At 75.2% G+C, this 13,680-nt stretch carries 11 protein-coding genes; 9 read left to right on the top strand and 2 right to left on the bottom strand.

The features are described from left to right. Positions 1–8 precede the first annotated feature (8 nt). Positions 9–242, bottom strand: a complete 234-nt coding sequence (locus RM812_RS34320; RefSeq protein ID WP_311582087.1) for a hypothetical protein — start codon at positions 240–242, stop codon at positions 9–11. Positions 243–306: 64 nt separating this feature from the next. Then, positions 307–3,528, bottom strand: coding sequence for a type 2 lanthipeptide synthetase LanM family protein (locus tag RM812_RS34315; protein WP_311582084.1), 3,222 nt, complete (start codon positions 3,526–3,528; stop codon positions 307–309). A 314-nt stretch (positions 3,529–3,842) separates the two neighbouring features. Here RM812_RS34315 and RM812_RS34310 point away from each other — a divergent pair, with 314 nt between their 5' ends. The 9 genes from RM812_RS34310 to RM812_RS34270 all read left to right on the top strand — a co-directional run. Then, on the top strand, positions 3,843–5,153 hold the full coding sequence (locus RM812_RS34310) for a helix-turn-helix transcriptional regulator (RefSeq protein WP_311582081.1): 1,311 nt from the start codon (positions 3,843–3,845) through the stop codon (positions 5,151–5,153). 324 nt (positions 5,154–5,477) lie between these two features. Beyond that, on the top strand, positions 5,478–5,954 hold the full coding sequence (locus tag RM812_RS34305; RefSeq protein WP_394816558.1) for a cobalamin B12-binding domain-containing protein: 477 nt from the start codon (positions 5,478–5,480) through the stop codon (positions 5,952–5,954). Beyond that, positions 5,951–7,438: a methylaspartate mutase gene (locus RM812_RS34300; RefSeq protein ID WP_311582075.1), complete on the top strand. Its 1,488-nt coding sequence runs from the start codon at positions 5,951–5,953 to the stop codon at positions 7,436–7,438. The genes RM812_RS34305 and RM812_RS34300 overlap by 4 nt, the downstream gene beginning before the upstream one ends. A 7-nt stretch (positions 7,439–7,445) precedes the next feature. Beyond that, complete coding sequence (locus RM812_RS34295; RefSeq protein ID WP_311582072.1) at positions 7,446–8,465, top strand: asparagine synthetase A; 1,020 nt, start codon at positions 7,446–7,448, stop codon at positions 8,463–8,465. Next, positions 8,462–9,805, top strand: coding sequence for a glutamate synthase-related protein (locus tag RM812_RS34290; protein ID WP_311582069.1), 1,344 nt, complete (start codon positions 8,462–8,464; stop codon positions 9,803–9,805). The genes RM812_RS34295 and RM812_RS34290 overlap by 4 nt, the downstream gene beginning before the upstream one ends. Further along, positions 9,802–11,349, top strand: a complete 1,548-nt coding sequence (locus tag RM812_RS34285; protein WP_311582066.1) for an MFS transporter — start codon at positions 9,802–9,804, stop codon at positions 11,347–11,349. The genes RM812_RS34290 and RM812_RS34285 overlap by 4 nt, the downstream gene beginning before the upstream one ends. Next, positions 11,342–12,820 carry an amidase family protein gene (locus RM812_RS34280; RefSeq protein WP_311582063.1) on the top strand — a complete coding sequence of 493 codons (1,479 nt, stop codon included), beginning with the start codon at positions 11,342–11,344 and terminating at the stop codon, positions 12,818–12,820. Before RM812_RS34285 ends, RM812_RS34280 begins: the two co-directional genes overlap by 8 nt. A 172-nt stretch (positions 12,821–12,992) precedes the next feature. After that, positions 12,993–13,208, top strand: a complete 216-nt coding sequence (locus RM812_RS34275) for an MbtH family protein (RefSeq protein ID WP_311582060.1) — start codon at positions 12,993–12,995, stop codon at positions 13,206–13,208. Positions 13,209–13,280: 72 nt separating this feature from the next. Then, the coding region (locus tag RM812_RS34270; RefSeq protein WP_311582057.1) for an AMP-binding protein at positions 13,281–13,680 on the top strand (400 nt) is incomplete at its 3' end.

The following is a 13,680-nucleotide window of genomic DNA, read 5'->3' as shown; positions in this document are numbered from 1 at the left end:
GGCGGGCGTCAGAGCGGGAGGATGGGGGCGCTCACGCTGGTGTCGATGTCGTTGAGGATCGCGACGAGCCCGGTACCGAGGGCGAGACCCGCGAGGGCACGGAGGCGGGCCGTGGCCCCGCCGCGCCCGGAGAGCGTGATGCGCCCGGCCGGCTCCTCCGCGGGGACGGCCTCCGGGAGCCCGTCGGTGGTCGTGTCGGTGAGGGCGGTGACGGTCTCGTGGGACGGCGTCTGCGGGTTCATGGAGGTCCTTTCGCCGATGCTGCGGACGGATGGTGGTGTGCGTGCCGTACGGGGGTGGCGGGGGTCACCGATCCCTTGGGGTGGGGTCGAGAAGGAGTACGGAGGGGACGGCCTCGGGGAAGCCCAGCCTCAGCAGGGCGTAGCCGATGCCGGACAGTCCGGTGAGGAGTCCGGGGGAGGGAACCGTGTCCGGGGTGGCGCAGCGCGGTCCGTACCGGTCCAGCGCGCCGAGCACCAGCCCGGCCCGGTGGGTGAGCCGGTCGGCGGCTCCGGGGAGTCCGTGCGCGGCGGCGGCGGCCAGGGTCTCCAGCGCTCCGAGTTCGCCGTGGCACAGACTGAGATCGCTCGACAGCGGCCGATCGGCGCCGAGTCGGTCCCAGCGGGTGTCGGCCGCGGCCGTGACGTGGGTCGGCCCCGGTCCGATGCCGGCCACGGTGGCCAGGAGGGCGCCGGAGAGCCCCGAGCACCAGCCGAGGTCCGGTTCCGGACCGGTGTCGGCCGGTGCCGGGCCCAGCAGGGTCCGCCCGGCGGCGGCGTGCGCGCCCTTTGACGAGGCGGTGGCCGCCTCGTAGCGGCACAGTGCCCATCCCGCCCCGGCCCGTCCCCGCAGGAACCCGTCCGGGAGGGCCCCGGCCGCCGGGAGCAGCCGGTCGGCGAACTCCCGGGCCAGCGCGGCGGCCTGCGGCAGCCCGGACTCCCGGTGCACCGCGAGAAGCGTCGCCAGCCCTCCGGCGAGCCCGGTGGCGACGTCCGCCGTGGGGCCGGCCGGGGTGTCCGTGGGAGCCGAGGCGGCCAGCGCCCGCAGCGCGGGCGGCAGACAGTCGCCGAGCCGGTCGTCGTCGAGGAGGGTGGCCAGCCGGGCGAGCGCGTAGCAGAGCCCGCCCAGGCCGTGGAACCCACCGGGCCCGACCGCACGGCTCAGCTCCGGGTCGGCGGCGAGCGCGCGGACCAGCCGCGGCAGCGGCCGCACCGCCCGCGACGCCAGGTCCGTGTAGCGGGCGCCCCCGGTCAGGCGGCCCACCTGGGCCAGGAACAGCGCCACTCCGGTGTAGCCGTCGGCGAGCCCGGCCCCCATCGGGGTCACCGCCCAGCACCTGCCGTCGACCAGCTCCAGGCCGATCCAGTTGGCCCGGGAGCGGTCGTGGACCGCGCGCCCCACGATCTCGTCGGCTATGCCGCAGGCCGCCGCCAGCAGCCGTCGCGGCTCTGGTACCGAGGCGGGCGCGGGGGGCAGCGCCGGGGCGTCGGTGCGGTGCGTGACGCTGCGGGCCCGGCGGGTGGACAGCGCGGCGGAGACCAGCCATTCCTGGGCGTGGCGGTCCACCTCGCCCAGGGTCGTGATCTTCCCCCGGGTGGCGGCCAGCGCGGGCCCGGCGAACAGGCCCGGCAGCCGTACCCCGCGCGACGACCAGGCGTCGGCGCCCGCGGGCCGGTGGAAGAAGACCGGGATGTCACCGTCCCAGAGGTCCGCGATCTCGTGCTCGACCAGCGTCCGCCGTACCGGGTCGCCCGTGGACTCGGCGTACAGCAGGGAGAACAGCACGTCCCGGTCGACGGCGTCGCCGAGCACGTTGGGGTGGACCGACTCGTCCAGCAGCGTCGCGTACAGCCGGGTCGCCCGGCCCACGAAGCGGGCCGGCACGGCGCCGAAGGCGACCGCCGGACCGTCCGGGGCGAGGAGCTCCCCGCGGTGGGCGACCAGGGCGTCGTAGCCCGCCCGGAAACCGGCCAGCAGCGCCGCCTCGTACGCGCCCGGGTCGACCTCCCGGCCCTCCAGCGACGGGCGGTTGGGACTGCCGGCGTGCGGCACCGGGCGGCGCACCAGGTGCATCGTGTCGGTGCCGGCGTCCGCCCAGTCGACGGCGTCGGTGGGGGACAGGGCGGCCTGACCACCGCCGACCGCCGAGATGTCCAGCGCCCCGTGCTCGCCGATCAGCAACTGGGGGAGCAGGCAGGTGCGGTGCACGGAGGAGGAGAGGGCCCGCGCGGCCGGGTCGGGGCCCGCTGTGGCTGCCACCGGCACCGAGGGGTGCAGCAGCGTCTCCACGTCGACCAGCACCGGCTGGTCCCCGCGGGCCACCAGGTTCTCGTAGTGCATGTCCGCGCCGTCCACCGCGTACAGCAGGGCCAGGAGCGCGCCCTGGCGCCGGTAGAACCGGTCGACCTCACCGACCGACCGGCAGGGCCGGTGGTCGACGAACTCCAGCCAGCCGTAGCCGTCGCGGCGCACGACCGTCACCGTACGCAGGCCGAGGCCGGGCAGCCGGTCGTCGAGCCAGGTCACGAGCTGGTCGAAGCAGGCGTGCTGGTCGAGCGGGCGGGGTTTGTAGACCACCGTGCGGCCGTCGGCGAAGCGGAGCAGTGCCACCGCGCGGCCCTGCTGGTGGGTGTCCCCGTGACCGAGGTCCACACCGGTCAGCGCACCGGGGTCGGTGCCGCCGAGGAGCTCCTCCACGAGGGCGGCCCGATCGGCGGCGAACCGTTCCAGCAGTTCGGTGGTGGCGGCAGTGGCGTGCACGCACTCGGTGCCCAGCAGCCGCGCCAGCACCGGGTACCGGTCGAACAGCGCGGCCAAGGAGCGCCGGGTGCCGAGTTCCTCCGCGAAGCGGGCGAAGCGCCGCTCGGGCGTGGCCCCGTTCAGCCGCCCCTCGACGCGGGCGCGGCTCAGTTCGAGGACGAGGGTGCGCGCCGCCGCGACCGCCATCCGGCGGCCGAGCTGCCGCTCGAACCGCGCCCGTACGGCGTCCGGATCGACCTGGCCGGCCGGCCCCGGCAGGTCCCGCAGGCACGCGGCCAGCGCACGGCCGGCCGCCCGCGTCAGGGGGGCCAGCGCACCGGCGAACGCCCGCCGCCACGCGTCGTGCCGCAGGGCCGTGTCCGACTCGGGAGCCGTGTCCGGTGCCGGAACCGTGGCCGCGTGGTGCGCGGCCCCGTCCGGTGCGTACCCGACGCCCGGAAGCGGCCGCAGCGGTGCCGAGGCCACGGCACGCTCCACGAACTGTGCCCACACGGGCCGTTCCGTCCTGGCGGCGAGGCGTTCCCTCGGCTCCGCCGCCAGCGCGGCGACCGTCGGCAGGTCGGTACCGAGCGCGGCCAGCCGCGCCCGGAACGCCTCGTCCTGGCCCAGGGCCGTCATCCGCTCCGTCAGCCGGGCCATCGCCGGGCCGGAGGGGCGGGCGGCCGGAGCACCGGGTGCCGCGAGCCGCTCCCGCAGGTGGAGGGCGGGGGCCCACCAGCCCGGGGCCAGGCACGTCGTGGTCTCCTGCGTGGAGGTGGTGGTGGTCACGTGGACAACGGTGGCAGGGTGCGTCCGGCCCCGCATGGGGGCAACGCCCCCATGTTCTGCTCCGTGTCCCCCACCCACCCGCGCGGCCCCGCCGCACCCCGGCGCGACACCCGGCTCACCGGCCGGCGCGCGCCGCGAGCCCGCACACCCCCGCACGCCCGACGGCCGCCCCGGACACCCGTACCGCCCCCGCAAAGACACGCCCCGGCGCCCCTCCTGGACCGCCGCCCAAATCTGGGGGCGTCCGACCCATGCGGCGCGCACCGAACCGTTCCGACCATGGGTGACGACAGGAGCGACCAGGGGAGGGGACCATGACCACAGCCACCGTGTCGGACCAGTTCGGCGGTCTGCTGCGCGCCCACCGCCGACGCAGCGGCATGACCCAGCAGCAGATGGCCGATCTGGCCACACTCAGCGTCCGGGCGATACGGGACCTGGAGAGCGGCCGCGCCCGCCGCCCCCGGCAGGAGACGGTCCGGCTGCTCGCCGACGTGCTGCGGCTCACCGGTACGACCCGCGACGCGTTCCACGACGCGGCGCGCGCCCATCTCCCGTCCGAGGGCTCCGGCACCGCCGGCTCCGTGGCCGGCCCGCCGCCCGTGCTGCTCGGCACGACCGTCGGACGGGAGCAGGAGATCCACTCGCTGATCGAGCTGCTGACGGCGGATCAGCAGAGACTGGTGAGCGTCGTCGGGCTGGGCGGGGTCGGCAAGACCCGCCTGGTACGGGAGGTGGCGGGAGCCCTGCGGGACGGCCACGGCTGGGACGTACTCTGGGTGCCGGCCGCCGGCCTCTCGCCCGACCTCCGGGAACTGCGCCACCTCGAACCGGCGGTGACCGACGCCGGAGGCGGTCACGGACCCGACGTACTGCTGGTCCTGGACGGTCTCGGGCACAGGGTCGAGGGACCGCTGGCCCACCACCTCCTCGGACGCCGCCCGGGCCTGCGCATCGTCCTCACCGCGCCCACTCCGTCCCGCCTGACCGGTGAACAGGTCGTGCCGGTCGCCCCGCTGCCCGTGCCCGGGCGCGCCCTCGACCACGACGCCGCCGCGCTCGCCGAGTTCGCCGCCGTCCGGCTGTTCCTGTCGCACCTGCGACGGCTGCGCCCGCACGCCACGCGCCCCGCAGCGACCGCCGCCGTCGCCGAGCTGTGCCGCACGCTCGACGGCGTCCCCGGCGCGCTGGAGACCACGGCCGCCTGGGGGCTCGTGCACTCCCCGGAGGAGCTGCTGCGCTCCCTCGTCCGGGACCCCGAGTGCTTCTCGGCCCCTCCCGCCACCTGGGGCCCCGCCTCCGGAAGCGCCGGTGAAGCCGTCCGGCGCAGCCTCGCCGTACTGGAACCTCCGCTGCGGGAGCGGCTGTCCGCGCTGTCCGAGCTGCCCGGAAGCTGGACGCTGGAGGAGGCGGCCCTGCTCACCGGAGCCACCCTCGCCGACACCGTGTACGGACTGCTGGTCCACGGCCTGGCCCGCACCGCCGACGAGGACGGCCCGGACCGCTTCCGTGTCCTGAACCGGGTCCGGTCGGTCCTCGCGGGCCACTCGGCCCCCTTCCCCTGCGGGCACGGGCTTTCGGCGGAACGCGACGCGGTTTCCGAGGCCGTCCGCGCGGTGGCCTGACGCCGGATGCGGCCCGCAGCCGATTCTGCCGGGCACCTGCCGCCCGTACTTCCGCCCGCGCCCCGGGGCGCCCCCTAGGTTGAACACACGCCCCGATCCGAACCACCCCGCCGCTTTGCCACCCGTCCCGGCCGCGAGGTCCCGCGGCCTCGCGGGAACCGCGGGAAACGCGTCAGGAACAGCGCGGGAAGCCACGCCGTGAGAACGCCGTGAGAACGGCGGGAACGCGCCGGACACGGTCCCGCGGAGTGCGACGCCGGGAGAAAGGACGACCGGGAATCGCGGGCGAAGGACGTCATCCGTCATGTCGAGCGAAGGCAGGCTATGGAAGTGGGCACCCCGGTCACTCCGGTACAGACCCCGAGCACGAAGAAACGGCCGGACTCCGGACTCAAGGTGGTCGTCTCCAGCGTCGCGTCGGACGCGCACACCTGGAACCTCGTGTTCCTGCAACTGCTGCTGGAGGAACTGGGGCACCGGGTCGCGAACCTCGGGGCGTGCGTGCCCGACGAGCTCCTGGTCCAGCAGTGCCGGCGCCACCGCCCCGACCTGGTGGTGATCAGCAGCGTCAACGGCCACGGCGCCAACGACGGCCTGCGGGTCGTGCGTGAACTGCGCGGCCATCCCGAGACCGCCGCCATCCCCGTCGTGATCGGCGGCAAGCTCGGCATCGGCGGCGCCGGGAGCACCGAACTCGCCGACCTCCTCGAAGCCGGTTTCGACGCCGTCTTCGAGGACGGCACGGGCCTGGCGTCGTTCGGGTCCTTCCTGAGATCCATCCCGGCGGGCGTGACGACATGACCGTACCCACGCGCCCCACCCCGGCCGTCCCCCCGACCACCGCCGGGACGCTCGCCGAACCCCTCGCCGCCTCGGGCCGGCCGTCGGTCCCCGGCTCGTTCGGGGCCTTCGTCTCCGCCGCGCGGTGCGCCGGCCGCCTGGTGGTCCAGCCCCGCATGGGCATGAGCGACCCGCGTGCCATGCGGGCCGGCCTCGCCGCCACCAGGGCCGCCGACGCCACCACCGTCGGCACCCTCACCCTTGACAGCTACACCCGTGTCGGAGACCTGGCCGCCGCCCGCCGCGCCCTCGCCGACGACGTCCCGCTCAACGGCTACCCCCTCGTCACCCACGGCACCGCCGTCACCCGCTCGGTCCTCGACGGCATCCAGGACCACGCCTTCCCCGTGCAGGTGCGCCACGGCTCCGCCGCCCCGCAGGACATCGTCGCCGCACTGGTCCTCGCCGGGCTCGACGCCACCGAGGGCGGGCCCGTCTCCTACTGCCTGCCCTACGGCCGTACCCCGTTGACCGCCTCGGTCGACAACTGGGCACGCGCCTGCGACCTGCTCTCCCGCACCCGCGACCACGGAGCCGAACCCCACCTGGAGACCTTCGGCGGCTGCATGATGGGCCAGTTGTGCCCACCGAGCCTGCTCGTGGCCCTCAGCGTCCTGGAAGCCCTGTTCTTCGCCCAGCACGGACTGCGCAGCGTCTCCCTCAGCTACGCCCAGCAGACCGACCCCGGCCAGGACGAGGAGGCCGTGCACGCCCTGCGGCGGCTCGCGCGGGGGCTCCTGCCCGACCTCGACTGGCACATCGTCGTGTACACGTACATGGGCGTGTACCCGCGCACCCCCGGCGGCGCCCGGCTCCTCCTCGAGGAATCGGCCCGGCTCGCGGTCCGTACCGGCGCTGCCCGTCTCATCGTGAAGACCGCCGCCGAAGCCCACCGCATCCCGACCGTGCGGGAGAACGTGGCAGCCCTGGAAGCCGCGGCGCGCGCCGCCGAGGCCGAGACGGCGCGCGCGCTGCCGACGACCGCGGGGCCGACACCCGGACCCGCCGCCGGACCGACACCGGCGCCGGCCGCACGGCGCTCCGCCGGGCCCGTCCCCGACACCGGTGTCCACGCCGAGGCGTCCGCCCTCGTCCAGGCGGTCCTGGAGATCTCGCCCGACCTCGGCCGAGCCCTGCCACGGGCCTTCGAGCGCGGCTACCTCGACGTCCCCTACTGCCTGCACCCCGACAACGCCCAGCGGTCCCGCAGCTACCTCGACACCGACGGACGGCTGCGCTGGTCCGCCATCGGCGCCATGCCGCTCGGCGGCATCACCGAACTCGCCCACGCGCCACGCCTGACCTCCGGCGGGCTGCTCACCGCCCTGCGCCACGTGGAACGGCGCTTCGACGCCGCGGCCCTCGACCCCTCGTCCACCCACCGGCCCCTCGACGCCGGGCACCGCCCGCCGGCCCGCGCGGCCCTCCCCGAAGAAGGAAGGTAGACACCCCATGCCGCACACCACGGACCCGACGGCCGACCCCGCCGTCGGGGGCCGCCTGCCCGAGGCCCCCGCACGGCACCTGACCGACCCGACGACCCGCGCCGTCATACGGCTCCAGAACGGCATGCTCACGGCAACCCGCGACTTCCTGCGCGCACACGGCTTCACCGAGATGCTGCCGCCGATGATCGGCCCGGTCACCGACCCCGGCGTACGCGGCTCCAAGCAGGTCGACGTCGACTACTACGGCCACCGCTACAAGCTCATGACGAGCGCCATCCTGTACAAGCAGGCCTCACTGCTCGCCTTCGACAAGATCTTCTGCATCGCCCCCTGCGTCCGCCTGGAACCCCTGGAGACCGCCAACACCAGCCGCCACCTCGCCGAGTTCCACCAGATCGACGTGGAGGTCGCGGGCGCCTCCCGCGAACAGATCACCCGGCTCGGCGAGGACCTCGTACGGCACGTCGTGCGCGAGGTCACCGAGCAGCACGCCGAGGAGTTCGAGCGGCTCGGTCGTGACACCGGCGCCTTCGCCGAACTGCTGGGAGAGCCCTTCGGCCACCGCACCCACGCCGAGGCCGTGGCCGAACTGCGCGCCCTGGGCCACGACCAGAGCGCCGACGCCGAGATCGACTGGCAGGGAGAGGTCCTGCTGTCCGCCAAGTCCGGCGGCCCGTTCTTCGTCACCGACTACCCCAAGGGCTCACGGGGCTTCTACGACCGCGAGAGCCGCGTCGAGCCGGGCGTCCTGCGCAACTTCGACATCATCGCGCCCGAGGGCTACGGCGAACTGTGCAGCGGCGGCGAGCGGGAGTACGAGTACGCCCGGATCGTCACCCGGATGCGGGAGACCGGCGAGAACCCCGCCAAGTACGGCTGGTACCTCCGGATGGTCCGCGACGGCATCCCGGACAGCGCCGGTTTCGGCATCGGACTGGAGCGCTTCACCCGCTACCTCGCGGGACTCGACGCCGTGTGGCAGGCCAGCGCCTACCCGAAGGTTCCCGGAGTGGTCGCCCCGTGACCGCGCGACCCACCGACGGGACCCCCGACGACTCCGGTCTCCGGGCCGACGGCCTCCCCGCCGACGCCGTACGCGACCGGGCCCGCCGCGGCACCGCCGCCCTCTTCCCGCCCGGTCGAGCGTACGGCCGGACCCTGTTCGGCGCCGCGCCGAGGCCCGCGCCCACCGCCCCGGGCAGCGACCTCCTGGACGAACTCCGCCTGGTGCCGCCCGTCTTCATGCCGCGGCGCCTGGAGAAACTGATCGACCTCGCCCGCGAGCCGATGCACCACGACGTGGACCTCGCCACCACCGTCGGTGCCCTCCACTCCCCGCTGCCCGCCTACCTCTCCGCGTTCGGGTCCACCCAGGTGGCCAGCGCCGACCTCGGCACGGCCGCCAGCCGGCAGGCCGGACGGCTCGGCATTCCCATGGTGATCGGCGAGAACATCGTCCCCGTCAACGGCTACGGACGCCTCCAGAGCCCGCCGTCCGGCGACACCGAGCGGTCGCTGCTCGGCCGCATCCGTGCCTACCTCGACGAGGTCCCCGACGGCACCGGCGGCGTCGCCGTGCAGCAGAGCACCGAGGACGCCGACGCCGAGGTGTGGAACCTCGTCTACAGCGACCCCTGCGCGCGACCGCTGCTGGAGTCGGGACGGCTCGCCTTCGAACTGAAGGTGGGTCAGGGGGCCAAACCGGGGCTCGGCGGCATGACCGTCCTGGACCGCGCCGCCGCCGCACGCGTCGCCGAGCAGTACACCGTCGACGACGTCCTCGGCGACGACGGGCGGATCCTGCGCTGCGGCAGCCCCGGAACCTTCACCGAGGAGATCCTGCGCCATCAGATCCGCCAGATGCGCAACAACTTCCCGCGCGCCCGGGTGTGGGTGAAGCTCCATCCCGGCCGGGACGTGCGGGAGGCCGCCGCCGTCGCCTGGTCGGCCGGCGCCGACGCGGTCACCGTCGACGGCGCGGAGGGCGGCACCGGCTGGGCCCCGCTGGGCTTCCTCGACGGGGTCGGGCTGCCGCTGGGCGAATGCCTGCGCCGCATCGGCCGCCCCACCGCCGGACTGCTGGTGTCCGGCCGGATGTGGGAGGGCACCCGCGCGGCCAAGGCACTCGCCCTCGGGGCCACCGCCGTCGGACTCGGACGGGCGGCACTGCTGGCGGTCGAAGAGGACCCCGATCGGGGCCTGGTCCGGCTCGTGGAGGCCCTGGCCCTGGAACTGCGCCTGCTGATCAGCGCGTTGGGCAAGTACCGGGCGGACGCACTCGGGTACGAGGACGTATGGGCGGCCGGTACGGGGCTCCCGCACCCGGACCCCGCACTCCCCGCACCGCTGGGCGCGCAGCCATGAGCGGGGCCACGGCCACCGGGCCCGTCCCCGCCGCCACCCGGACGCGGGACGCGGGCCTCACCGGCGGCGGCTACCTCGGCTTCGCCCTCGCCATGGGCCTGTCCGCGCTCGGCGACGCCGCCTGGTACGTGACCCTCGCCTGGTCGGTCACCGCCGACGCCGGCCCCGCACGGGCGGGCGCGGTCCTCGCCCTCGCCTCGCTGCCGAGGATGGTCACGCTGCTCGGCGCGGGCGCCGTCGTCGACAGCGTCGGCCCACGCCGGGTCATGGCCGGCGCCGACCTGGGCCGCTGCGCGGTCATGCTGCTCGCCGCCGCCGGCGCCCTCGCCCTGGGCCCGGGGATGCCCCTGCTCGTGGTGGCGGCGGCCGGGCTCTCCCTGTTCGGCGCGTTCTTCATCCCTGCCTCCGGTTCGCTGCGTGCCGGGCTCCTGCCCCGGCACCACCTGGTCCGCGGCAACGCGCTCTACCTGGGTGCCCTCCGCGGCGGCCAGGCGGCGGGCGGCCCGGTCGGCGGGATGCTGATGGCCCTCGGCGGCATCCCGCTGGTCGCGGCCGTCAACGCCGTGACGTACGCGGTGGCCGTGGTGGCCGTACTCCGCGTACGGGTACGGGGCACGGCGGACACGGCGCCGGAGGTGAACGGGCCGAAGGCCCGGCCGGAAGCGGGCGGGCACGCTGCCGCGCCGGGCGGCGACGGCGGTTCCGCCGTGCCCGGGGCGGCGGAGTCCGGGCATCCTCCCCTGCGGGAGACGGCGGCGGGCGCGCCACCTGCTGTGCCGGGTACGGCGCCTGCGGGCCCGGCGGTGCCGCCCGGGGCCGGGGCGGGGCGCGCGGGACAGGCCGCCAGGGGCCCGGTCGGCGGTGCGGATGCCGCCGCGCGGGGCGCGGAGGCCGACACGCCGAGCAGCGGCACCGGCCGCCGCACCGGGCCGCGCCCGTCCCTGGGGGCGCGCATCGGCGAAGGGCTGCGGGTCGTGGCCGCCGAGCCACGGCTGCGCGCCGTGATCGCCGTGATCGGACTGACGGAGTTCGCCGGTGCGGGGCCGGTCAACATCGGTGTGGCGCTGATCGCGGACCGGAACGGTTCGGCCGCCGCCGGAGCCGGCCTGCTGCTCACCGCCTTCACCGTCGGGGCCGCCGCCGGGTTCCTGCTGACCCTGGTGTGGCCGGCCCGCCGCCGTGCGGGACGCGTACTGGTCCTGGGCATCACCGGGCAGACCGCGTGCCTGGCGGCCCTGGCCTGGGCACCGTCCACGGTCACCGCGCTGGCCCCCTACGCCGGGCTCGGGCTCCTCTCGGCCCTGGTCGGCACCGTACTGGTGTCGTGCGTGCAGCGCTGGACACCCGAGACCGTACGCGGCCGAGTGCTGTCCATCCAGGCGCTCCTCATCTTCGGCGCAGCCCCCATGGGCAACCTGGTCCTCGGTGTGCTCGTCGAGTCGGTCGGAATGACCTGGGCGACGCTGCTGCACGCGCTGGTCGCACTGACCGCCGTCGTCATGGTGACCGTCACGCCCCTCCTGCGGGAGGCCCGCCTTGACTGACCGCTCCCCGGCCCCGGCCATCGCCGACGCTCCGGCGCGGACATCTCCGGACCCCGGGGACCGCCCCGTCACCGAACTGGCGCGGCTGTTGGGTTCCCGCGCGCTCACCAGCACCGACCTGGTCACCGCCTGCCTGGAACGCGTCACCGCCGTGGACCCCGTGGTCCGTGCCGTGCTCGCGGTCGACGACACCGCCCGGGCGCAGGCCCGCGCCGCCGACCACCGGCACGCCGCGGGGCACCCGTTGAGCCCGCTGGACGGCATCCCCGTGCTCGTCAAGGACAACATCGACACGAGGGGACTCGCCGGCACCGCCGGCTCCCGGCTGCTCGCCGGGGCCCCGCCCGACCGGGACGCGAAGGTCGTCGCCCGGCTGCGCGCTGCCGGGGCTGTGATCCTCGGCAAGACGAACCTCACGGAGTGGGGCAACTTCCGGTCCACGCGCAGTATCGAGGGCTGGTCCGCCGTCGGCGGCCAGACCCGCAATCCGTACGACCCCGAGTACAGCCCGTGGGGCTCTTCCGCGGGCTCGGCCGCCGCCGTCGCGGCCGGGATGGCCCCGCTCGCGCTCGGCACCGAGACCGACGGCTCGCTCGTCTGCCCCGCCGGCGTCTGCGGAGTGGCCGCCATCAAACCCGCCTTCGGCACCCTGCCGTCCGCCGGGGTCGTGCCGATCTCCGTGGTCCAGGACACCGTCGGGCCGCTGGCGTCGCGGCTCGGGGACGCGGCGCTGTGCCTCGCGGTCCTGACCGGACGTCCCCTCCCCACCGCCCCGGCCCCGCCGGAGACCGTGCGGATGGGCCTGTGGCACGTTCCGGGCATGTCACCCGTCGCCCAGGACGTCGCCGAACGCGCCGCCGAACGGCTCCGGGACGCGGGCGCGGTCGTCGTACCCGTCGCACTCACCCTGCCCAGGGACATGCTCGTCGACGGGCTCGACGCGCTCTGCGCGGAGTTCCGGCCCTCCCTCGAACGGTATCTGAGCAGTCGCCGCGGCGCCCCTGCCACTCTCGAGGAGATCGTCGCGGCGAACCGTCAGGACCCGGTGGAACTGGGCCTCTTCGGCCAGGAGCTCTTCGAGCGGTGCGCCGCGCTGACCGACGAGGACCGGGCGCTCGCCCCCGACCGGCGGCGACGCTCACGGCAGCGGGCCCGGGAACTGCTCGCCGCGGTCCTGGCCGACCACGGCGTGGACGTCCTGATGGCCGCGACCGGCGGCCCGGCCTGGCGCATCGACGACGGACCCGACCCGTTCACGAGGACCAGTTCCACCCTCCCCGCCCTGGCCGGCCACCCCAACGTCGCCGTGCCGGCCGGTTACACCGGCGAACTGCCCCTGGGGATATCGCTGTTCGGCCCACCCCTCCTGGAAACGTTGCTGCCTTACGCGCTGCTCGCCGAACGCTGCTGCGGCGAACGCCGCACCCCGGTCGTTCTACGAAACGCTTCCCTCCCTCGAAACCCCCGATAGCCGCGCGTGCCGGTCGCAGCGGCGCGAGAACGCGAAAGACCGGGAAAGTACGGATTCGACTGCCGCCGCGCGACTGCCGCCGAGCTGCCCCGGTTACTGCCTTTTCTGAATTCGCCGCGGCGATAACTTCTCCACGTGTCCGAAGAATTACTTCACGAACAGGGGAATTCCGATGACCACCAATCCCTTTGAGAACGCGGACGCCGCGTACCTGGTGCTGGTCAATCACGAGAACCAGCACTCGCTGTGGCCGGCCGACATCGAGGTCCCGGAGGGCTGGAACGTCGTCCACGGAGCCGCCTCCCGGCAGAGCTGCCTCGACTACGTCGACGCCCAGTGGACCGACATGCGCCCGGCGAGCCTGATCGCCGAGACCGCCGCGGGCTGACCGACCGAGCCGACCACCGCACACCACACCGCGCCGGACCACCCGAAACGCCCCCCGACCGACCGCCCAGTGATGGAGATGATGAAGGTGTCCATGGACTGCGTCCACCAGATCTTCGAGGGGCAGGCGGCCCGGACCCCCCGTGCCACCGCCGTGGTCTTCGAGGGACAGGGCACCGCGTACGGCGAGTTGAACGCGCGGGCGAACCGGCTCGCCCGTCATCTGGTCGCGCACGGAGTGCGGCGCGGCGAGACCGTGGGTGTGCTGTTGGAGCGTGACACCGAGTTGGTGGTGGCCGTTCTGGCTGTCCTCAAGGCGGGCGCGGGGTACACCCTCCTCGACCCTGGCCTCCCGGTGGAGCGGGTCCGTGCCGTCGCCTCTCTGGCCGGTGTCTCCCGGGTCGTCACCCTGGCCCGGTTCGCCGGTCACTGGGACGGCACGAGGGTGCGGTCGGTTGCCGTGGATGCCGAGG

The organism is Streptomyces lancefieldiae (assembly GCF_031845825.1).
Taxonomy (GTDB): domain Bacteria; phylum Actinomycetota; class Actinomycetes; order Streptomycetales; family Streptomycetaceae; genus Streptomyces; species Streptomyces lancefieldiae.
Note: the sequence above shows the minus strand (reverse complement) of the source record. Positions and strands in the feature narration are given on the sequence as shown.

Coding starts and splice junctions, on each gene's coding strand:
- RM812_RS34320 (WP_311582087.1), bottom strand. CDS start 242: ATGAACCCGCAGACGCCGTCCCACGAGACCGTCACCGCCCTCACCGAC.
- RM812_RS34310 (WP_311582081.1), top strand. CDS start 3,843: ATGACCACAGCCACCGTGTCGGACCAGTTCGGCGGTCTGCTGCGCGCC.
- RM812_RS34305 (WP_394816558.1), top strand. CDS start 5,478: ATGGAAGTGGGCACCCCGGTCACTCCGGTACAGACCCCGAGCACGAAG.
- RM812_RS34300 (WP_311582075.1), top strand. CDS start 5,951: ATGACCGTACCCACGCGCCCCACCCCGGCCGTCCCCCCGACCACCGCC.
- RM812_RS34295 (WP_311582072.1), top strand. CDS start 7,446: ATGCCGCACACCACGGACCCGACGGCCGACCCCGCCGTCGGGGGCCGC.
- RM812_RS34285 (WP_311582066.1), top strand. CDS start 9,802: ATGAGCGGGGCCACGGCCACCGGGCCCGTCCCCGCCGCCACCCGGACG.
- RM812_RS34275 (WP_311582060.1), top strand. CDS start 12,993: ATGACCACCAATCCCTTTGAGAACGCGGACGCCGCGTACCTGGTGCTG.